22 protein-coding genes are annotated in these 18,892 nt (G+C 63.9%); 8 read left to right on the forward strand and 14 right to left on the reverse strand.

From position 1 onward, the window contains the following. The first annotated feature begins 1 nt into the window (after position 1). On the forward strand, positions 2-619 hold the full coding sequence (locus tag IC609_RS00900) for a pyridoxamine 5'-phosphate oxidase family protein (RefSeq protein ID WP_191817582.1): 618 nt from the start codon (positions 2-4) through the stop codon (positions 617-619). A gap of 8 nt (positions 620-627) precedes the next feature. On the opposite strand, the gene IC609_RS00905 is transcribed toward IC609_RS00900, so the two are convergent. Next, positions 628-1,296, reverse strand: coding sequence for an SOS response-associated peptidase (locus IC609_RS00905; RefSeq protein WP_191817583.1), 669 nt, complete (start codon positions 1,294-1,296; stop codon positions 628-630). A gap of 39 nt (positions 1,297-1,335) precedes the next feature. Between IC609_RS00905 and IC609_RS00910 the strand changes: the two genes are divergently transcribed. From IC609_RS00910 to IC609_RS16235, 4 genes are all read left to right on the forward strand, one after another. Continuing rightward, positions 1,336-1,869 carry a pseudouridine synthase gene (locus tag IC609_RS00910; protein WP_191817584.1) on the forward strand — a complete coding sequence of 178 codons (534 nt, stop codon included), beginning with the start codon at positions 1,336-1,338 and terminating at the stop codon, positions 1,867-1,869. A 47-nt stretch (positions 1,870-1,916) separates the two neighbouring features. Then, positions 1,917-2,555: an NAD(P)H-dependent oxidoreductase gene (locus tag IC609_RS00915; protein WP_191817585.1), complete on the forward strand. Its 639-nt coding sequence runs from the start codon at positions 1,917-1,919 to the stop codon at positions 2,553-2,555. Positions 2,556-2,655: 100 nt separating this feature from the next. Next, the gene (locus IC609_RS00920) at positions 2,656-2,955 is read left to right on the forward strand and encodes a 2Fe-2S iron-sulfur cluster-binding protein (protein WP_191817586.1); all 300 of its coding nucleotides are present in this window, start codon (positions 2,656-2,658) and stop codon (positions 2,953-2,955) included. 23 nt (positions 2,956-2,978) lie between these two features. Next, positions 2,979-3,947: an RluA family pseudouridine synthase gene (locus IC609_RS16235; RefSeq protein ID WP_191817587.1), complete on the forward strand. Its 969-nt coding sequence runs from the start codon at positions 2,979-2,981 to the stop codon at positions 3,945-3,947. 102 nt (positions 3,948-4,049) lie between these two features. On the opposite strand, the gene ntrC is transcribed toward IC609_RS16235, so the two are convergent. From ntrC to IC609_RS00980, 11 genes are all read right to left on the reverse strand, one after another. Then, the gene (gene ntrC / locus IC609_RS00930) at positions 4,050-5,561 is read right to left on the reverse strand and encodes a nitrogen regulation protein NR(I) (protein ID WP_191818845.1); all 1,512 of its coding nucleotides are present in this window, start codon (positions 5,559-5,561) and stop codon (positions 4,050-4,052) included. Between the two features lie 22 nt (positions 5,562-5,583). Then, positions 5,584-6,648 (reverse strand): nitrogen regulation protein NR(II), encoded by a 1,065-nt coding sequence (gene glnL / locus IC609_RS00935; protein ID WP_408611007.1) that lies wholly within the window; start codon positions 6,646-6,648, stop codon positions 5,584-5,586. Between the two features lie 17 nt (positions 6,649-6,665). Beyond that, positions 6,666-7,238, reverse strand: coding sequence for a hypothetical protein (locus IC609_RS00940; protein WP_191817589.1), 573 nt, complete (start codon positions 7,236-7,238; stop codon positions 6,666-6,668). 6 nt (positions 7,239-7,244) lie between these two features. Further along, positions 7,245-8,660 carry a type I glutamate--ammonia ligase gene (gene glnA, locus IC609_RS00945; RefSeq protein WP_191817590.1) on the reverse strand — a complete coding sequence of 472 codons (1,416 nt, stop codon included), beginning with the start codon at positions 8,658-8,660 and terminating at the stop codon, positions 7,245-7,247. Between the two features lie 199 nt (positions 8,661-8,859). Beyond that, entirely contained in the window at positions 8,860-9,723 is an 864-nt protein-coding gene (locus tag IC609_RS00950) for a competence/damage-inducible protein A (protein ID WP_191817591.1), read from the reverse strand. Continuing rightward, positions 9,692-10,609 carry an EI24 domain-containing protein gene (locus IC609_RS00955; RefSeq protein ID WP_191817592.1) on the reverse strand — a complete coding sequence of 306 codons (918 nt, stop codon included), beginning with the start codon at positions 10,607-10,609 and terminating at the stop codon, positions 9,692-9,694. Before IC609_RS00955 ends, IC609_RS00950 begins: the two co-directional genes overlap by 32 nt. A gap of 77 nt (positions 10,610-10,686) precedes the next feature. Then, positions 10,687-11,094 carry a type II toxin-antitoxin system VapC family toxin gene (locus IC609_RS00960; RefSeq protein ID WP_191817593.1) on the reverse strand — a complete coding sequence of 136 codons (408 nt, stop codon included), beginning with the start codon at positions 11,092-11,094 and terminating at the stop codon, positions 10,687-10,689. A 9-nt stretch (positions 11,095-11,103) separates the two neighbouring features. Further along, complete coding sequence (locus IC609_RS00965) at positions 11,104-11,334, reverse strand: ribbon-helix-helix domain-containing protein (RefSeq protein ID WP_191817594.1); 231 nt, start codon at positions 11,332-11,334, stop codon at positions 11,104-11,106. A gap of 55 nt (positions 11,335-11,389) precedes the next feature. After that, positions 11,390-12,352: a sterol desaturase family protein gene (locus tag IC609_RS00970; RefSeq protein ID WP_191817595.1), complete on the reverse strand. Its 963-nt coding sequence runs from the start codon at positions 12,350-12,352 to the stop codon at positions 11,390-11,392. A gap of 4 nt (positions 12,353-12,356) precedes the next feature. Beyond that, on the reverse strand, positions 12,357-13,160 hold the full coding sequence (locus IC609_RS00975; protein WP_191818846.1) for a polysaccharide deacetylase family protein: 804 nt from the start codon (positions 13,158-13,160) through the stop codon (positions 12,357-12,359). A 13-nt stretch (positions 13,161-13,173) separates the two neighbouring features. Next, positions 13,174-14,121 carry a YVTN family beta-propeller repeat protein gene (locus tag IC609_RS00980; RefSeq protein ID WP_225224030.1) on the reverse strand — a complete coding sequence of 316 codons (948 nt, stop codon included), beginning with the start codon at positions 14,119-14,121 and terminating at the stop codon, positions 13,174-13,176. Between the two features lie 92 nt (positions 14,122-14,213). Between IC609_RS00980 and IC609_RS00985 the strand changes: the two genes are divergently transcribed. Next, complete coding sequence (locus IC609_RS00985; protein ID WP_191817596.1) at positions 14,214-15,020, forward strand: alpha/beta fold hydrolase; 807 nt, start codon at positions 14,214-14,216, stop codon at positions 15,018-15,020. Positions 15,021-15,072: 52 nt separating this feature from the next. On the opposite strand, the gene IC609_RS00990 is transcribed toward IC609_RS00985, so the two are convergent. Then, positions 15,073-15,792: a pseudouridine synthase gene (locus IC609_RS00990; protein ID WP_191818849.1), complete on the reverse strand. Its 720-nt coding sequence runs from the start codon at positions 15,790-15,792 to the stop codon at positions 15,073-15,075. A 72-nt stretch (positions 15,793-15,864) separates the two neighbouring features. Between IC609_RS00990 and IC609_RS00995 the strand changes: the two genes are divergently transcribed. Together IC609_RS00995 and IC609_RS01000 are read left to right on the forward strand one after the other, a co-directional pair. After that, positions 15,865-16,143, forward strand: coding sequence for a hypothetical protein (locus IC609_RS00995; RefSeq protein WP_191817597.1), 279 nt, complete (start codon positions 15,865-15,867; stop codon positions 16,141-16,143). Then, positions 16,140-17,129, forward strand: a complete 990-nt coding sequence (locus IC609_RS01000; RefSeq protein ID WP_191817598.1) for a P1 family peptidase — start codon at positions 16,140-16,142, stop codon at positions 17,127-17,129. The genes IC609_RS00995 and IC609_RS01000 overlap by 4 nt, the downstream gene beginning before the upstream one ends. A gap of 18 nt (positions 17,130-17,147) precedes the next feature. On the opposite strand, the gene ettA is transcribed toward IC609_RS01000, so the two are convergent. Further along, positions 17,148-18,815 (reverse strand): energy-dependent translational throttle protein EttA, encoded by a 1,668-nt coding sequence (gene ettA, locus IC609_RS01005; RefSeq protein ID WP_191817599.1) that lies wholly within the window; start codon positions 18,813-18,815, stop codon positions 17,148-17,150. Between the last annotated feature and the right edge of the window lie 77 nt (positions 18,816-18,892).

The raw sequence follows: 18,892 nt of genomic DNA on the forward strand, positions 1-18,892 counted from the left end.
CATGCACATCTCCACCCTAACCGCCCTGCGCCAGCTCTACGGCCCCGCCCGTGAGCGTTCGGTCAAAAAAGAAATCCCGTCGCTCGACGCGCATGCGGTGCGCTTCATTGGCTTGTCGCCCTTTGTGGTGCTGGCCAGCAGCGATGCAGATGGGCACATGGACGCGTCGCCGCGCGGGGGCGATGCGGGCTTCGTCAAGGTGTTGGATGCACAGACACTCTTGCTGCCTGATGCACCGGGCAACAACCGGCTGGACACGCTGGAGAACATCGTCGCCACGGGCCGCCTGGGCACTTTGTTCATGGTGCCGGGCTTTGACGAGACTTTGCGCGTGAATGGCCGCGCTGTGCTGTCAACCGATCCGGCTGACTTGGCGCGGTGTGCCGATGCGCGGCGCACGCCCGCGCTGGTGATCCGCCTGACGGTGGAGTCGGTGTACCTGCATTGCGCCAAGGCTTTCATGCGCTCCAAGCTGTGGGACGCCTCGCACCAGACCGACCGGGCGCAGATGCCCAGCATGGCCGAGATGCTGCGCGACCAGATCCTCGCCTTCAAGGGCGAGGAGATCGAGGCCGAAACCCAGGCCCAGATGCTGGCGCGCTACCAGCAGTCGTTGTAAGGCGGGCTTTACTTTTTCTGCACCGGGTTGGCCAGCAGCAGGCTGGCCGAATAGGTCCGCATGAACTCTTTGGCCTTGTCGATCGGGGCCGTCAGCCAAGCGCTGTACGCGCCTTCGTTCAAGATGGCGGGCATGCGCTTTTCGTTGCCGTTTTGCTGGTAACGGCGCATCAGCTCGTGGCTGTTGGCGTTCACCGTCAGCATGGCAAAGCTGATGATTTCTTCGCCGTCTTTGTGCCAGCGCTCCCAGAGTCCCGCCACACCCATGGGCTTGCCGTTCACACGGGCAATGCGGGTGGGCACGGCCTTGCCGCTGCGCCAGTCGTCTTCAATGAAGGCCTGCATCGGGATGATGCAGCGCTGCCCTTGCAGCCAGGTGTCGCGGAAGTTGGTGGAGGTGGTCACGGTCTCCGACCGGGCGTTGACCAGCTTGGTGGAGCGCAGCTTGGCGTCTGACGCCGACTTGACCCAAGGCGGCACCAGCCCGTATTGGCCCTGGGCCAGTTCCAGCACTGCGGGTGTGTCGGCCACGGGCTCGGTCAGCTCGACCTGCGCCTTGCGGATGAACAGGCCAGGCTGGCGGGGCCAGACGGCTTTGCCCAGCAGTTGGGCGGGGGCAGCGACGCCAAAGGCTTCGTACAGATCGGCCGTTTTGAGGCATTCGTATTGGGAACTCATGCGGAGGATGCTAACCGACGACCTGATACGCTCACGCCCATGCTGATCCGTTTCAACAAGCCCTATGGCGTGCTCAGCCAGTTCACCCCCGAGGGGCGCTGGCAGGGACTCAAAGACCACATCGACCTGCCCGGGGTGTATGTGGCCGGGCGGCTGGACGCCGACAGCGAGGGCTTGCTGCTACTCACCGACGACGGCAAAGAACAAGCCCGCATTGCCGATCCGCGCTTCAAGATGGAAAAGACCTACCTGGTGCAGGTCGAAGGCGTGGTGGACGAGCAGGCGCTGACCGCCCTGGCCCGGGGCGTGACGCTGAACGACGGCCCCACCCTGCCCGCCCGTGCCCGGGCTGTAGAGCCGCCCGTTGACCTGTGGCCACGCACCCCGCCGATTCGGGAGCGCAAAAACATTCCGACCTCTTGGCTGGAACTGACGATCCGCGAGGGGCGCAACCGCCAGGTGCGCCGCATGACGGCGGCGGTGGGTCTGCCCACGCTGCGCCTGATCCGCATCGCCATTGGGCCGTATCACCTGCGTGACCTGCCCACGGGCACATGGCAGCAGGTGGATTAGGGTTTCAGAGACAATCCACGCATCCGTATCAAAAACAAGGAAGAACCATGTCCGATTTGCTCAAGAAAATGCAATGGCGCTACGCCACCAAAAAAATGGACCCCTCCAAGGTCGTACCCCAGGACAAAGTGGACCGCATCGTCGAAGCCGCCCGCCTGGCCCCCACATCGAGCGGCTTGCAGCCGTTTGAAGTGTTGGTGGTGACCAACCCTGAGCTGCGTGCCCAGATCCAGGCCAAAGCCCACAACCAGGCCCAAGTGACCGAAGGCTCGCACCTCCTGGTGTTCGCCGCCTGGGACAACTACACCGCCGAGCGCATCAACACCTACTTCGACTTCACCAACGCCGAGCGCGGTGGCACCAACGAAGGCTGGGAAAACTACCGCAAGATGCTGCTGGCCAATTACCCAGGCCGCTCTGCCGAAGTGAACTTCGAGCACGCCGCCCGCCAGGCCTACATCGCCCTGGGCGCTGCGCTGATCTCGGCGGCTTTTGAAGAAGTCGACGCCACACCCATGGAAGGCTTTGTGCCCGCCGCTGTGGATGAAATTTTGGGCCTGGCCGCACGCGGTCTGCGCAGCGTCGTGATCGTGCCGCTGGGCTACCGCGCCGCAGAAGGCGACTGGCTGGCCAACCTCAAAAAGGTGCGCCGCCCACGCGAGAAATTCGTCACCGAGGTGAAATAAGCACCTGCGCAAGCACCGTCTACACAAAGCCGCTTGCGCGGCTTTGTGCTTTGACGGGCCCACAAGTCAGCCTCCCGGACTGCCGCCCCACCCTCACACGATGCCAGAGAATTTCCAGACCTTCACCGCACGCGTGCTGCCCGCCGATTTGCAATTCGACGTGGAAGGCGACCTGACGCTGCTCGAAGCTGCCGAGATGTCGAGGGTGCAGTTGCCCAGCTCCTGCCGCAACGGCACGTGCCGCACCTGCCTGTGCCAGCTCATCAGCGGTGAGGTGAGTTACACCATCGAGTGGCCCGGTCTGTCGGCCGAAGAAAAGGCCGAAGGCTATGTGCTGCCCTGCGTGGCGCGGCCTTTGTCAAACGTGGTGCTGGACCAGCCCCTGGCCAAAGCCGCTTGATCGCCTGCTGAAAGCCGCTGGCCATGACACCCATTCACGAAGACGAACACCTGCTGGTGCTGCACAAACCCAGCGGCCTGCTGTCGGTGCCCGGGCGTGGCCCGGACAAGCAAGACTGCCTGGCCAGCCGCGTGCAAGCGGTTTACCCCGAGGCGCTGGTGGTGCACCGACTGGACCAGGACACCTCGGGCCTGCTGGTCATGGCGCGGGGCATCGAGGCGCAGCGCCGCATGAGCCGCCTGTTTGAAACGCGCCAAGTCCACAAGCGCTATGTGGCCGTGGTGGCGGGCCAACCCGAACAAACCCAGCAGCACGAGCCAAGCGACGCCGAAGGCTGGCGCACCATCGACGGGGCCATCTTGCTCGATTGGGAGCGCCGCCCGCTGCACATCGTTCACCCCGACGGCAAACACGCCCGCAGCCGCTGGCGCGCCTTGCAAAGCAGCAGCACCGCCACCATGGTGGAGCTGGAGCCGGTCACGGGCCGCACGCACCAGCTGCGGGTGCACATGCAAAGCATCGGCCACCCCATGCTGGGCGACGCGCTGTACGCGCCTGCCCCGGTGCGGGCACTGTGCCCGCGCCTGATGCTGCACGCGCAGTCGCTGGCTTTTGCGCACCCGTTCACCAATGTACCCATGGATTTTTCCGCGCCAACCGATTGGACGGCCCACGCCCCCTATGGCCATTTCACCGAGGAGCCCGCCATGTCATTTGAAGCGTTCAAACAGCAAGCCTTGGCCGAAGGTTTTGACGAGGTGCTGGAGCGCAGCTGGGAACCGAACACGGTGCTCGACACGCACACCCACCCGTTTGGCGTCAAGGCGCGTGTCACGGCCGGGCAGATGTGGCTGACCCAAACCGATGCCAGCGGCAAAAGCCAGAAACGCTACCTGACCACGGGGGACGAGTTCACCGTAGCTCGCGAAGAACCGCATGCCGAGCAATACGGTCCGGAAGGCGCCACCTACTGGGTGGCCCGCAAAAACTGATCGCGCCCCTGTGGGGGCCGCGCCCTCGCGGCGATTCTGTGTGGACTGCAAACACCCTATCGCTGCGGGGGCGCAGCGCCCACAGCAATCGGCAATGCACGTTCACTCCTCGATGCCGAGTTCCTGGATCTTGCGGGTGATGGTGTTGCGGCCAATGCCCAACTTTTGCGCCGCTTCGATGCGCCGCCCGCGGGTGGTGAACAAAGCGGCCTGGATCATCCGGGTTTCAAAACGCCGTGTCAGCACGTCCCACACATCGGTGCGTCCGCTCTCCAGCAGTTGCAGGGCCTCGGTGTCGAGCGCGGTTTCCCACGCGCTGGGCGCAGCCACAGCAGGCTCGGGCGCGAGTGGTGCAGCTACCATGCCGTCCACGCTGGCAGGTGGCACATCGCTCAAGGCCGCCGCGGGCGAAGGCACAGTGGCCGCTGGCAATGCAGCCGCAGCTTCTGCCGACTGCAACACCTCGGGCGGCAAGTCCTTGCATTCAATCACCTGGGCTGGCGCCATCACGGTCAGCCAGTGGCAGATGTTTTCCAGCTGGCGCACGTTGCCGGGGAACTGAAAATTGCACAGCTGTGCCAGCGCCGACTCGGCGATGCGCTTGGGCTCCACGCCCAGCTGCTGCGCGCTGCGCTGCAAAAAGTAGCGCGTGAGCATGGCCACGTCTTCGCGCCGCTCACGCAAGGCAGGCAAGCGCAGGCGGATCACGTTCAGGCGATGGAACAAGTCTTCGCGGAACACGCCTTCCTTGACGCGCTGCTCCAGGTCCTGGTGGGTGGCGGCGATCACGCGCACATTGGCCTTGACGGCGCTGTGCCCACCCACGCGGTAGAAGTTGCCGTCCGACAGCACACGCAGCAAGCGGGTCTGCAGGTCAAACGGCATGTCGCCGATTTCGTCCAGGAACAGCGTGCCGCCATCGGCCTGCTCGAAGCGGCCACGGCGTGAGGCCTGCGCCCCGGTGAACGCACCACGCTCGTGCCCGAAGAGTTCGCTCTCCAGCAGGTCCTTGGGGATGGCGGCGGTGTTGATCGCCACAAACGGACCGCTCGCACGCGGCGAGTGCTTGTGCAAGGCGCGGGCCACCAGCTCCTTGCCCGAACCGGACTCGCCCGTGATGAGCACCGTCACATGGCTTTGCGCCAGGCGGCCGATGGCGCGAAACACATCCTGCATGGCCGGGGCCTGGCCCAGCATTTCGGGGGTTTCGGTGATCTGCTCTTCGGCGACTTCGTCGCGTTTGCCCTCGTCCACCGCACGGCGGATCAGCTCGATCGCCTTGGGCAGGTCAAAGGGCTTGGGCAGGTATTCAAAGGCGCCGCTGGAGAAGGCCGAGACGGCGCTGTCCAGGTCCGAGAAGGCGGTCATGATGATGACCGGCAGATTGGGCAGGCGCTGCTTGATGGCGGTCAGCAGATCCAGGCCCGAGCCCCCGGGCATGCGGATGTCGCTGACCAGCACCTGGGGGCCGCCTTGGGGGCCTTCGGCGTCCAGCGCCTTGAGCACCTCGCGGGGGTTGGTGAAGCTGCGTGTCGGCAGGCCTTCGCGCAACAGTGCTTTTTCGAGCACGAAGCGGATGGATTGGTCATCGTCTACGATCCAGATCGGCTTCATCGACATGTGGGCTTTCTCAAGTTCAGGGCAGCGGAATCAAAATCTTGAAATCCGTACAACCGGGCTCGCTGTCACACTCGATCAGGCCATGGTGCTGCTGGACAAAGGTTTGTGCCAGCGTGAGCCCCAGGCCCGAGCCGCCTTCGCGCCCCGAGATCAACGGGAAGAAAATGCGGTCCTTGATCGAGTCTGGTACACCAGGCCCGTTGTCAATGACATGCAATTCCAATGCCAGGCGATAACGCTGCTTGCCGAAGGTGACTTGGCGCAGGATCCGGGTCTTCAATTCGATGCGGCCATCGCCTTGCGCAATGCGCTCATGCAGGGCCTGCGCCGCGTTGTGCGCGATGTTGAGCACGGCCTGGATGAGCTGCTCGCGGTCACCCCGGAACTCGGGGATCGAGATGTCGTAGTTGCGCACCACGGTCAACCCCTTGGGGAATTCGGCCAGGATCAGCGAGCGCACCCGTTCACACACCTCGTGGATGTTCACATCGCCCACCACATGTGGGCGGCGGTGCGGGGCCAGCAGTCGGTCCACCAGGGTCTGCAGGCGGTCGGCCTCGTGGATGATGACCTGGGTGTATTCGGTCAGGTCTTTGCTTTCCAGCTCCATCTCCAGCAACTGCGCCGCGCCGCGTATACCCCCCAACGGGTTTTTGATCTCGTGGGCCAGGTTGCGGATCAGCTCCTTGTTGGCCTTGGCCTGCTCCAGTTGGCGCTCTTCGCGCTCCTGGCGGGTCTGTTGCTCCACGGGCAGCAATTCAACGATCACTTCGTTGGCCTGGTCTGAAGGCGCCAGAATGACGTGCACGGGCAAGGCGTCTTCGTGGTGGATGCGGCGCAGCAAGGCCTCGTAGCGCAGCGCCGCAAATTCGTTGGCCCGCACCCCCATGAGGGCGTTGATCATGGGCTGCGGGTCCACAAACTGCTCGATCAAGGACACCCCATGCAAGGTGCGGCGCGACTGGCCCAGCACATCTTCGAGTGCGGCGTTGACGGACAAGATGGCGCCTTGCACATCGAGCACCGCCACAGGCGTGGCCAATAGATCAAAGGCCTGAAATCGGGGATTGGGGCTGGGCATTTTCATGGGTTCAACCATCAGGGCGCAGGTCTGCGGGCCAGCTCACGCTGCAGGCTGTCCATGTCGCGCTCATGGCGCTCGATGGCGGCTTTGAGCTGGGCCACACGCTCCTGGTATTTCTGCGGGCTGGCCGCATCTGCTTCTGTTTTGGCAGGGGCGCCCTGCCTGTATTCCTGCACCAGCTCGGCGTGGCGCTGACGGGTTCTTTCCAGTTCTGTGGCCACAATGGTGCGCGCTTGCTGGTCGCGTTGCCTTTGTGGTGCGTCCACATGCCAAGTGGCACCCGAGGGTGCGGGCGCGACCGCAGCTGGGGTACCCACGCCGAGCACCACGGGCTGCGCGCTGGGCGCGGTGGCGTCCATCCGTGCAGGCTTGAGCCCTGGGATCACCGTCACCGATTGCGGTGACAACCGCTCGCAGCGGCTTGCCTCCTTAGGGGCGTTGGTGTATTCCTGACCGCAGCGGTAGACCTGCTCTTGCGCGAGCACCGGAGTGCCCGCAACAGCGCACAGCAGCATGGCGCTGCCCCAGAAAAAAAAGGACGGCCTGAGCCGTCCTTTTTCTGCACTGTGCGGTGCAATCTTCCGCATGGAGGATTACAGCGAGTAGTACATGTCGTATTCGACAGGAGACACTTCCACGCGAGCGCGGGTGACTTCTTGCATCTTCAGGTCGATGTAGGAGTCGATCCAGGCGTCGGTGAACACGCCGCCCTTGGTCAGGAAGGCGCGGTCCTTGTCGAGAGCTTCCAGGGCCTGGTCCAGGCTGGAGCAAACGGTGGGCACCAGTTTATCTTCTTCTGGAGGCAGGTGGTACAGGTCCTTGGTCGCAGCTTCACCGGGGTGGATCTTGTTCTCGATACCGTCCAAGCCAGCCATCAGCAGGGCCGCAAAGCCCAGGTAAGGGTTGCACAGTGGATCGGGGAAGCGGGCTTCCACGCGACGGGCCTTGTCGGAAGCCACATTGGGGATACGGATCGAAGCCGAGCGGTTCTTGGCCGAGTAAGCCAGCTTCACAGGCGCTTCGAAGTGAGGCACCAGACGCTTGTAGCTGTTGGTGCCGGGGTTGGTGATGGCATTCAAGGCACGGGCGTGCTTGATGATGCCGCCGATGTAGTACAGCGCGAACTCGGACAGGCCAGCGTAGCCGTTGCCTGCAAACAGGTTCTTGCCGTCCTTCCAGATGGACTGGTGAACGTGCATGCCGGAGCCGTTGTCGCCAGCGTAGGGCTTGGGCATGAACGTGGCGGTTTTGCCGTAGGCGTTGGCCACGTTGTGGATCACGTACTTTTGCAGCAGTGTCCAGTCGGCGCGCTCGACCAGGGTCGAGAACTTGGTGCCGATTTCGCACTGGCCAGCGCCAGCCACTTCGTGGTGGTGCACTTCAACCGGGATGCCCACGGATTCGAGGATCAGGGACATCTCGCTGCGCATGTCGTGCGTGCTGTCCACGGGCGGCACTGGGAAGTAGCCGCCTTTGACGCGAGGACGGTGGCCGGAATTGCCGCCTTCGATTTTGGTGCCGCTGTTCCATGGGCCTTCGGCTTCGTCGATGGCGTAGAAGGTGTTGTTGGGCTCAGTGCTCCAACGCACGTCGTCAAACAAGAAGAATTCTGGTTCTGGACCGAAGTAGGCGGTGTCGCCCAGGCCAGACTGCTTGAGGTAAGTCTCGGCGCGCTTGGCGATCGAACGTGGGTCACGCTCGTAGGCTTTGCCGTCGGTGGGCTCGATCACGTCGCAGATCAGGACCAGGGTGACTTCTTCAAAGAAGGGGTCGATGATGGCGCTGTTGGGATCGGGGATCAACAGCATGTCAGAGGCTTCGATGCCCTTCCAGCCAGCGATCGAAGAGCCGTCGAAGGCTTGACCGTCTTCGAACTTGCTTTCGTCAAACTGCGACACGGGCGCAGTGATGTGCTGCCACTTGCCACGGGTATCGGTGAAACGGAAGTCAACGAACTTGACTTCGTTCTCTTTCACCATCTTCATCACGTCTGCGACGGTCTTGGCCATCAGATTCTCCTGGTTGGAAAGGGTTGGTTAAACGTACTGTCAGGTCTTGCAGTTTCTGTGCCAACTTGTGCACCGAACATCCGACCTAGAACAACCCGTGATTGTGCCTTCACCCAAGCCGAATTCCATGGACGAAGACCAAAAAATGCCCCATCACGAAAGCACCAACATGGTGCAATTATGCTTTATTTTGGTGCAATCAAACCTGTCGCACCAATTCCGGGCCGTACTGCAAGCCAAACGGCTCCAGCCCCGAGCGCAGGTCGGCATAAGCCGCGTCGACAGCCTGTGGCTCGCCTTTGACACCCAGTTCGATGTGACGCCCCCATTGCGGGTGATCCACGCTGGGCAGGCTGAACACCTTCACGCCGGGGTGCCGAGCCTCGATGGTCTCCATCAGCGGCGTGAGGGTCGCCTCCATCGAGCCGAACAGGATCACCGATTTCTCCACATGCGCATGGCGCTGGAAAAAGTCGCTGTAATGCGCGTCCAGCACCGACTCGATCATCGGCCAGGCCATGACCGGGAAGCCGGGCACAAAGTGCACCGTGCCGCCCCCAGGGCCGTCGCACGAGAAACCGGGGATCTTGTTGTATGGGTTGCGAATGATGCGGGCGCTCTCGGGAAACACACCCATGTTGAGACGGTGGATGTTGTCGGCGCGGTCAGGCTCGTAGGGCACGCCCTGCTCGCGCGCCGTGTCCTGCATGCGCTCACGGATCAAGGCTTCGGCCTCGGGGTGCAGCGCCAGCGGCTGACCCAGGGCACGGCCTGCGCACTGGCGCGTGTGGTCGTCGGGCGTAGCGCCGATGCCGCCGCACGAGAACACCACATCGGCCGAGGCAAACGCCCGCTTCAGTGCAGCGGTGATGCGCTCGGGCGAGTCGCCGTGGTACTCGGCCCACGACAGCGTGAGGCCCCGTGCGCCGAGCAACTCGATCACCTTGGGCAAATGCTTGTCGGCACGTTTGCCGGAGAGGATTTCGTCGCCAATGATGATCACGCCAAATGTGGGCGCGGCCCTGGAGGTCTCAGGATTCGGAGCGGTGTTCTGGGAGTTCATGGGCCGATGCTAAACGCTCGGCCGCGTGGGGCGAAGGCATCCCCGTCGTGGCCGTGACATCGACCACGTCGCCTTTGCCGAAATCGCTGACGACCTCTTGGCGCAACGCATGCAAGGCGGCCAGCGCAAAGTGCGCAAACCACAGCGACGAGAACGCGAACACCAGCGTGTAAATCCAGATCGCCACCGGGATCAGGACCACAAAGGCCGCCGCAAACAAGGCCCCCGAAGCCCAGACCAGGCTGGGCGCTGCCCCCATCAGACCCGTCAACACCCCGATGCCCAAGAGGCTCATGCGATGCCGCGCCATCAGGCTCTGGCGCTCTGGCGGACTGGCGAACTCGGCCAGCACATCGAACGCCATGACCCGGTAAGTGAGCCAGCCCCAGATGACCGCAGGCAAGACCAGCGCCAGCGGCGGCACCAGCCACAAGGGCAAGGTCAGCAGCAAAGCCCCCAGCGCCAACAACAATGAAATCAGGGTCCAGCCCACGCTTTGCAGCGCCGTGCCGCCCTGCTTGCGCTGCAGGCCTGCAAAGCGCCGCTCGGCCACCAGCCGGGTGAGCGCAGGCGTCATGAAAAACGACACCGCCAGCAAGGAAGCCACCACCACCGCAGGCGTGACCGCAAAGATCACCAGCAGCGGCGCCACCACCGTCTTGAGGTTGGGTGCCCCCACCTGCTCCAGCCACTGCCAGACCGAGCCCAGCAGGCTCGACGCCTCCAGCCACACCCGCACCTGGCCCACGGCCCCGTCCCAAAACCAATACCCCAAGGTCCCGGCCAGCACCACCGTGAGGACGAGCGGCAACAAGGACAAAAAGATGACGCGGGGGTACAGGCAATAAAACGCTGCACGCCAAAAAGATTCGATCAGGAGTCGCATAGGGGCAAGCTTAGCAGTCCGTCAAAACTTTCAAGCCAGTGCAGAACGCACGTCAAGCGATATTGCTCGCTTGAGCATCAAGCATCCGCATGCCAGTTCAGCACTTGCAAGCCGGGCACACGCGCGAACTCGCGCGCATTGCGCGTCACCAAGCTGGCTTGATGCCTGAGCGCTGTGGCCGCAATCAGTGTGTCATGCGGGCCAATGGGCGTGCCCGCCGCCTCCAACGTGGCACGGATGCGGGCAGCATGCGCCGCGCATTCGGCATCGAAAGGCAGCATTTGCATGGGTCTGAGCAGTTGCGCCAAGGCCTCCAGCCGAGGAGCAGCCGCCTCTTGGGGAAGGCGCAGCAAGCCATATCGGAGTTCGTACTCCACAATCGCCGGAACCCCCAAATCGGCGGGGCGCACGGCTTGAAGTTTCGGCACGACCTGTGGGTCACCCCGGAAGTAATAGCTGATGGTGTTGCTGTCGAGGACCAGCATGTCAAACCCTCAAAAGCCCAAACGCGGCACGTCAGCGGGCTGCGTAGCAGCTGCGTCTTCGCGCAGCGGGAAGTCGGCAAACCGCCCGGCCAGCTTCAGGCAATCCTTGGGCCACTCATGAGAGGCATAGGTGCGGATGATGTCCGCCACCCAACGGCTTTTGGACACACCGTTGGCCTTGGCCGCTTCGTCCACCAAAGCCTGTGTCGCGTCATCGAGGTAAAGCGTGATTTGTGACATGGACTCGCCCATTAAAACAAGTATACGTGCAAGTATATGTGTTTTGAAAAATGATTCAAGCCCTGCCCATCAGCCTCAGCAAGCCCTGCCACTGCTGCGCCCAAAAACCCTGGCCGTAGTCGCGCCCCTGCTCCACCTGGTCGCGCACGCCTGTGGGGTCATAGCGCAGCTGGAAGTCGGCGGTACCAAACAGCATGTCCCACCAGGGCAGCAGTACCCCGAAGTTGCACCCGCCCAGAACTTTTCGCCCCTGCACTTCAAACTCATGCCCGATGCCAATGCTGTGGTGCCTGCGGTGAAAGCGCGGGCTGACCCACAGGCGTTCGCCGATGCGGCCAAACCAAAGGCGCACATTGGCGTGCTGCAAGTTCTCGCTGAGCTGGCTGATCGCCACCAGGGCCACAAACTGCCCCGGCCCGACGCCAATGAGCACCGCCACCGCTGACAGGATCAGGCTGGTCACAACGTCATCGAGCAGGTGGTTGCGGTTGTCGCTCCACATGGTCATTTGCCGCTGCGCGTGGTGCAGCGAATGCAGCGCCCACCAGCGTTGCGACTGGTGCTGGGCGCGGTGCAGCCAGTAGTGCACCAAGTCCAGCGCCACCAGATAAACAAAAAAGCTCACCAGCGGCAAATCGCTCACCCCGGGCCAGACCTGGTCCAGGTGCCAAGTGGGCAGGCCCCAGGTGCGGAGCAGGCCCAGGCCTTGCTCAAACCAGGCTTCGAGCGTGAAGAACATGGCCAGCTTGAACAGGCCCAGGCGGTGGATCAGGGTGTACAGAATGTCCACCCGCACAGCATGGCGGTCGCGCACAGGCTCGGCAGGCCACAGGCGCTGCATCGGCCCGAACACCACCACCATGACGGCGATCTGCAGCAGACCCACCACCAGCCAGCCCGTGCCTTCGTAGGCCAGCTCCAGCAGGTTGGCCTGGCCCAGCCAGACGGCCAGGGGCTGCACCATTTGCTCGAACAAGGCTTGCTGCAAGCCATTGAAAAGGTCGGTCAACACATCCATGGCGTCATTGTGGCGAAGCAGGCAAACCCGACAACTTCAAAGGATGTTGGGTGATCCAGCGCTGGTAGTGCGGGTGCTCGCGCAGCGTGGCAAAGCACAGACCTTTGGCCTTGAGGCCCACGATCAACGGCTCCAGCACCGCCGGGGCCCAGGGGTCTTGCCGCGACCAGATGCCCAGATGCGCCATCAGGATGTCGCCGCTGCGGATGGTCTTGAGCGCTTTCTGGAGCAAGCGGTCATTGGGGAACTTGTCGCTCGACAACTCGTCGCCGAGAAAGCCCGCCTCGGCCCAGCCCACATGCTCAAACCCGCAGGCCTTGGCCGCACGCAGCAGCGCGGGCGAGGTCTTGCCGCCCGGCGCGCGGAACAAAGACAAAGGCGCTTGCCCCGTCAGCGTCTGCAGCCGCGCTGCCGCCTGGCGCAGGTTGTCGCAATAGTCCTGCGCCGACCAATTGAGGTCCTGCCCGGCCTGGCTGCCCGAGCTGGGCCGGATGCGAAAACGCTGCTCTGGCAGGTCGGCGCGCCAGTAGGCGTGGTCATAGGTGTGGGAAGCAAACTCGTGGCCGTGGCGGGCCTGCTCGCGCCACCAGGTGGACCAGTGCTGGCCCAGCGTGCCATCACCTTCACGGGTTTTTTCCTGCGCGGCAAAAAAAGTCACACGCACCTGCTGGCGCTGGAGCACCTCGGCAATCAGGGGGGCCACGCCCATGTGGCCCGTGTCGAAGGTGAGGTAAACCGGCTGGGAGCAAACAGCGGCCCAGACGCTGCCCGACCAGGCCGACCACAGCGCCAGCAGGCTGGCGACCATGAGCTGCAGCGTTTTACTGGCGCGGCGCATGGTCCAGCGTCCAGACCCCGTGCGGCGATTTGCCCACCGGAACCTGGCGCACCACTTTGCGGGTGGCGATGTCAATCACCGTGAGCTTTTTGGCCCAACGCGACGCCACCATGATGAACTTGCCGTCGGCCGAAACTTCCATGCAGTCCGGGCCAGACGGGCCAGGGAACTGCGCCACCACCTGCAGCGTGGCGTAGTCGATCTGGCTGATGGTGTTGGCCACGCGGTTGCTCACCAGCACATGGCGCTTGTCCCCCAGCGCGCGAAAAGCGTGCGCACCCTTGCCCGTGGGCAACATCTTGATGAGGCGTGGCTGTGGGCCGGAGATGTCATAAATTTCAACCCCGGTGCCGCCGGTCATGCCCACCAGCAGCGTTTTGTCGTCGGGCGTGCCAAACACGTCTGCGGGCAAGGAGCCCGTGGGTGTGCGCGATTTCACGGTCTGCGTGCCCAGGTCGATCGAGATCAGCTCATCGTCGTCCTGGATGGACGACCAGACCGTGGTGCTCTTGCTGTCGATCCACAAGTGGCTCGGCGTCTTGCCGGTGGGGATGCGCTTGACCAGCGTGGGGTTTTGGCCGTCCCAGCGGTAAATGTCGATGTGGTTCAAGCGGTTGGCCGCTGTGACGAACCACTTCATGTCGGGCGAAAACCGCAGGTGGTACGGGTCGCTGATGCCCGTGATGACGCGCTGGACCTGGGCGGTGCGCGGGTCAATGAAAGTGAGCGAGTCGCTCAGCGCATTGGCCACGATCACTGACTTTTCGTCGGGCGTGAGGTACAGGTGGTGCGGCTCTTTGCCCGTGGGGATGCGCTTTTGCTCGGTCCAGCTCACCGGATCGATCACACTGACGTTGCCGTCAAGCGAGTTGAGGACAAACACCGGGTTGGTGGCCCAGGCGTGGGCGCAGGCCAGCAGGCTCAGCGCCAAGAAGAAACAACGGAAAATGCGGTAAAAAACGGTCACAAACAGGGCTTTCTCAAACGCATTCGAGTGTAAACGGCCCTGCACCAGGAATCTTGATGGACATCACGCACCCGCGACAAATCAGCGTTCACGGCATCGCGCTGGAAACCCTGCAGATCGGCGGCCCGGCCGAGCGCCCCACCCTCGTCTTTTTGCACGAAGGCCTGGGCAGCGTGGCCTTGTGGCGCGACTGGCCCCAGAAGCTGTGCCAGCGCCTGGGCCTGCCCGGGCTGGTGTACTCGCGTCAGGGCTATGGCCAGTCGGATGCCCGCCCCGATGTGCGCGGCGAGCCCCGGGTGGTCAACGGCCTGGCCCATGGTCGCCTGCAGCCCGACTACATGCACCACGAAGCGCGGGTGGTGCTGCCTGAGCTGCTGCGCCAGCTGGGCATTGCGCGTCCCTTGCTGCTGGGCCACTCTGACGGCGGCACCATCGCCTTGCTGCACGCGAGCCAGCACCCGGTGGTGGGCTGCATCGTGATGGCCCCGCATGTGATCGTGGAAGACATCTCGGTGAAAGCCATCGCCGAGGCCCGTGAGGCCTACCTGAGCGGTCCGCTGCGCCAGCGCCTGGCCGCTTTTCATGCCGATGTGGACTGCGCCTTCTGGCAGTGGAACGACGCCTGGCTCAACCCGGCGTTTCGCAGCTACGACATCCGGCCCGAGCTGACCACCATCACCGCCCCGCTGCTGGCCATCCAGGGCGAAGGCGATGCCTACGGCACCCTGGCGCAGATCGACGAGATCGCGCTCAAGGTGCCACACACCCGCCTTACGAAACTCACCGACTGCGGCCACTCACCGCATCGCGACCAGCCCGAAGCCGTGGCCCAAGCCATTGAGCAGTTCATCGCCGCACTGTAAGAGCAGCACCCTGTGGGAGCGGCGCCCCCGCCGCGATGCCCCCAGCAGCCGCTCAGGGCTTGAGCAGCGCCAAATCTTCTGCGGTCAAGAACCGCCACTGCCCCGGCGCCAGATCGCCCAGCACCATGCCGCCGATCTGCGAGCGGTGCAGGCCCTCGACCCGGTTGCCCACGGCCGCCACCATGCGCTTGACCTGGTGGTACTTGCCTTCGGTCAAGGTCAGCTTCAGGTGCAATTCGCTCACCGCCGCGCAGGCTGCCGCCTTGACCGGCTTGGGATCGTCGTCCAGCACCACGCCTGCCAGCAGCTTTTGCACCATCTCGTCGGTCACGGGGTGCTTGGTGGTGACCTCGTAGACCTTGGGCACATGGTGCTTGGGCGAGCTCATGCGGTGGATGAAGGCACCGTCGTCGGTCAGCAGCAGCAAGCCGGTGGTGTCCTGGTCTAGACGCCCAACAGCCTGCACGCCCTGCACCGCTGCCTTTTGCGGGCGCTGGCGCAGCGGCGCGGGCAACAGCGTGTAAATGCTGGGCCAGGTCGACGGCTTTTGCGAACACTCGGTGCCCGCAGGTTTGTTCAGCAGCACATAGGCTTTTTCGTGAAAGGTCCAGACCGTGCCCTGCACGGTGAATTCCAGGCCCTCTGGAGCATAAAACTCGCCCGCATCGGTCTGCACCTGGCCTTGCACCGTGACGTGGCCTTGCTGGATCAGGCCTGCGCACACCCGGCGCGTGCCAAAGCCCTGGCTGAACAGAATGTCTTCCAGGCGCATGGGTTTGAGGGACTTGGCTTTCATGGGGCATGATTGTCGCCTCGAAAATGTGTTTTGCCCGGAGACAAGCGCATGGACACCGCACACCACACCCTGCACCAGATGACCGAGACCCTGCGCCAGTGCCAGCAGGGCCAGCGCCCCTTGAACGAACTGACCCGCCAATGGCGCAGCGATGGCAGCGCGCTGCCCCTGCCCGAGCGCTTCAACGAGGTGCTGGGTGGCCTGCTCGACCGGCTCGAAGCCGGGGCACTCTTCAGCGAAGAAAGCTGCTCCTTCAGCCAGAAAGACCTGCTGGACAGCCTGCAGCTGTGGGCCGACAAGGCCCGCGCCCAGCTGGACAAAGCATGAGCACCCCCACCGACAGCCTTTGCGATGTGGCAGGCATCGAGGTCGGCCACTTCACCGACCCGCGCCGCCCCACGGGCTGCACCGTGGTCATGGCCCGCGAGGGCGCGGTGGGCGGTGTGGACGTGCGCGGCGCAGCCCCCGGCACCCGCGAAACCGACCTGCTGGAGCCCGGCAACACGGTGCAGACCGTGCACGCCGTGCTGCTCTCGGGCGGCAGCGCCTGGGGCTTGGACGCAGCAGGCGGCGTGATGCGCTGGCTCGACGAACACGGCATTGGCCTGGCCGTGGGGCCTGCCCGGGTGCCGATCGTGCCCGCCGCCGTGCTGTTCGACCTGCATGTGGGCGACGCCCGCATCCGCCCCGACGCGGCAGCGGGCTACGCAGCCTGCGCTGCGGCCAGTCGGCAGGCCCCTGCGCAGGGCAATGTTGGTGCGGGCGCCGGGGCCACGGTGGGCAAAATGTTTGGCATGGCCGGGGCCATGAAAGGCGGCATCGGCTCGGCCTCAGTCCGTGTGGGCGACTTCACCGTCGGGGCCATCGTGGCCTGCAACGCGCTGGGCGACGTGGTCGACCCGGGCACAGGCCGCATCCTGGCAGGCGCTCGCCAGAGCGACAACACGCTGGCCGACACCACCGCCCAGCTGCTGGCCGGACGCACGCCGGGGCAGATCCTGCCCGGCACGCAAACCACCATCGGCCTGATCGCCACCGATGCCACGCTCGACAAAGCCCAGGCACGCCGCTTGGCGCAAGTGGGGCACGACGGGCTGGCGCGTTGCATCCAGCCGGTCCACACCACTTCGGACGGCGACACCCTGTTTGCGCTGGCCACAGGCCGCGTGGCCACACCGCCGCCCATGACGGTGCTGTGCGTGATGGCGGCCGAAGCCGTGGCCCGCGCCACCGTGCGTGCGGTATTGAGCGCCAGCACCATGAAAAACGGCGGGCTCGAATGGCCCGCCGCTGCCGATCTGGCCGCCCCGTGAGGGACTGCCGACGCCTGATTACTTGAGCGCCTTGAAGCGCACGCGCTTGGGCTTGGCGCCCTCTTCGCCCAGGCGCTTTTTCTTGTCGGCTTCGTACTCCTGGTAGTTGCCGTCAAAGAACACCCACTGGCTGTCACCTTCGGCGGCCAGGATGTGGGTGGCGATGCGGTCCAGGAACCAGCGGTCGTGGCTGATGACCATGACCGAACCGGCAAACTCCAGCAGCGCGTCTTCCAGCGCACGCAGGGTTTCGACGTCCAGGTCGTTGGAAGGTTCGTCCAGCAGCAGCACGTTGCCGCCCTGCATCAGGGTCTTGGCCAGGTGCAGACGGCCGCGCTCACCACCGGAGAGCATGCCCACCTTCTTTTGCTGGTCGCCACCGTTGAAGTTGAAACGGCCGCAATACGCACGGCTGGGCATCTGGAACTTGCCCACGGTGATGATGTCTAGGCCGCCGGAAATGTCTTCCCAGACGGTCTTGTCGTTGGCCAGGTCCTCACGGGTCTGGTCCACGAAAGCCATCTTCACGGTCTGGCCAATGTGCACCTCGCCGCTATCCGGTGTTTCCTTGCCCGAGATCAACTTGAACAGGGTGGACTTACCGGCGCCGTTGGGCCCGATGATGCCGACGATGGCACCCGCAGGCACCTTGAAGCTCAGGTTGTCAATCAACAAACGGTCGCCAAAGGACTTGCTGACGTTCTTGAACTCGAACACGTCGTTGCCCAGGCGCTCGGCCACGGGGATGAAGATCTCGTTGGTCTCGTTGCGCTTCTGGTATTCGTGGTCGCTCAGCTCCTCGATGCGGGCCAGACGGGCCTTGCTCTTGGCCTGGCGGCCCTTGGGGTTCTGGCGCGCCCATTCCAGCTCCTTCTTCATGGCCTTGCTGCGGGCGTCTTCGGTGCGCTGTTCCTGCTCCAGACGGGCTTCCTTTTGCTCCAGCCAGGTGGAGTAGTTGCCCTTGTAAGGAATACCGTGGCCCCGGTCGAGTTCCAGAATCCACTCGGCGGCGTTGTCCAGGAAGTAGCGGTCGTGGGTGATGGCCACCACGGTACCCGAAAAACGCGAGAGGAACTGCTCCAGCCAGTCCACCGATTCGGCGTCCAGGTGGTTGGTCGGTTCGTCGAGCAGCAGCATGTCGGGCTTGGACAGCAGCAGGCGGCACAGGGCGACGCGGCGTTTTTCACCGCCAGACAGGTTCTTGATGGAAGCGTCCCAGGCGGGCAGGCGCAGCGCGTCGGCCGCGATTTCCAGCAGGTGCTCGGAGTCGCCCTCTGCACCCGCAGCCGAGATGATGGCTTCGAGCTGGGCCTGCTCGGCAGCCAGGGCGTCAAAGTCGGCGTCTTCTTCGGCGTAGGCAGCGTACACCTCTTCCAGGCGCTGCTTGGCCGCAGCCACTTCGCCCATGCCGCTTTCGACCGACTGGCGCACCGTGTGTTCGGGGTCGAGCTGGGGCTCCTGCGGCAGGTATCCGATCTTCAGGCCCGCCATGGGGATGGCTTCGCCCTCGATCTCCTTGTCGATGCCGGCCATGATCTTGAGCAGCGTCGACTTGCCCGAGCCGTTGAGGCCCAGCACACCGATCTTGGCGCCAGGAAAAAAGGACAGAGAGATGTCCTTGAGGATTTGGCGTTTGGGCGGCACAGTCTTGCCGACCCGGTTCATGGAAAAGACGTATTGAGCCATGTATCACCCTGAAAAAATGCAAGCAACCGCGCATTATCCCAGCTTGGCGAGTCACTTCCCCAAAACAACCATCACCC

It is taken from the genome of Limnohabitans radicicola, assembly GCF_014837235.1.
Lineage (GTDB): Bacteria > Pseudomonadota > Gammaproteobacteria > Burkholderiales > Burkholderiaceae_C > Limnohabitans_A > Limnohabitans_A radicicola.

Excerpts from the sequence above, each read along its gene's own strand:
- IC609_RS00960 (WP_191817593.1), bottom strand. The coding sequence starts at position 11,094 with ATGCTGGTCCTCGACAGCAACACCATCAGCTATTACTTCCGGGGTGAC.
- glnL (WP_408611007.1), bottom strand. The coding sequence starts at position 6,648 with ATGCCCAGCCCCAATCCCCGATTTCAGGCCTTTGATCTATTGGCCACG.
- IC609_RS00995 (WP_191817597.1), top strand. The coding sequence starts at position 15,865 with ATGGACACCGCACACCACACCCTGCACCAGATGACCGAGACCCTGCGC.
- IC609_RS00905 (WP_191817583.1), bottom strand. The coding sequence starts at position 1,296 with ATGAGTTCCCAATACGAATGCCTCAAAACGGCCGATCTGTACGAAGCC.
- IC609_RS00985 (WP_191817596.1), top strand. The coding sequence starts at position 14,214 with ATGGACATCACGCACCCGCGACAAATCAGCGTTCACGGCATCGCGCTG.
- IC609_RS00965 (WP_191817594.1), bottom strand. The coding sequence starts at position 11,334 with ATGTCACAAATCACGCTTTACCTCGATGACGCGACACAGGCTTTGGTG.
- IC609_RS01000 (WP_191817598.1), top strand. The coding sequence starts at position 16,140 with ATGAGCACCCCCACCGACAGCCTTTGCGATGTGGCAGGCATCGAGGTC.
- IC609_RS00915 (WP_191817585.1), top strand. The coding sequence starts at position 1,917 with ATGTCCGATTTGCTCAAGAAAATGCAATGGCGCTACGCCACCAAAAAA.
- IC609_RS16235 (WP_191817587.1), top strand. The coding sequence starts at position 2,979 with ATGACACCCATTCACGAAGACGAACACCTGCTGGTGCTGCACAAACCC.
- IC609_RS00955 (WP_191817592.1), bottom strand. The coding sequence starts at position 10,609 with ATGCGACTCCTGATCGAATCTTTTTGGCGTGCAGCGTTTTATTGCCTG.
- IC609_RS00975 (WP_191818846.1), bottom strand. The coding sequence starts at position 13,160 with ATGGTCGCCAGCCTGCTGGCGCTGTGGTCGGCCTGGTCGGGCAGCGTC.
- IC609_RS00940 (WP_191817589.1), bottom strand. The coding sequence starts at position 7,238 with ATGCGGAAGATTGCACCGCACAGTGCAGAAAAAGGACGGCTCAGGCCG.
- IC609_RS00950 (WP_191817591.1), bottom strand. The coding sequence starts at position 9,723 with ATGAACTCCCAGAACACCGCTCCGAATCCTGAGACCTCCAGGGCCGCG.
- IC609_RS00910 (WP_191817584.1), top strand. The coding sequence starts at position 1,336 with ATGCTGATCCGTTTCAACAAGCCCTATGGCGTGCTCAGCCAGTTCACC.
- IC609_RS00920 (WP_191817586.1), top strand. The coding sequence starts at position 2,656 with ATGCCAGAGAATTTCCAGACCTTCACCGCACGCGTGCTGCCCGCCGAT.
- glnA (WP_191817590.1), bottom strand. The coding sequence starts at position 8,660 with ATGGCCAAGACCGTCGCAGACGTGATGAAGATGGTGAAAGAGAACGAA.
- IC609_RS00990 (WP_191818849.1), bottom strand. The coding sequence starts at position 15,792 with ATGCGCCTGGAAGACATTCTGTTCAGCCAGGGCTTTGGCACGCGCCGG.
- ettA (WP_191817599.1), bottom strand. The coding sequence starts at position 18,815 with ATGGCTCAATACGTCTTTTCCATGAACCGGGTCGGCAAGACTGTGCCG.
- IC609_RS00900 (WP_191817582.1), top strand. The coding sequence starts at position 2 with ATGCACATCTCCACCCTAACCGCCCTGCGCCAGCTCTACGGCCCCGCC.
- ntrC (WP_191818845.1), bottom strand. The coding sequence starts at position 5,561 with ATGAAGCCGATCTGGATCGTAGACGATGACCAATCCATCCGCTTCGTG.
- IC609_RS00970 (WP_191817595.1), bottom strand. The coding sequence starts at position 12,352 with ATGGATGTGTTGACCGACCTTTTCAATGGCTTGCAGCAAGCCTTGTTC.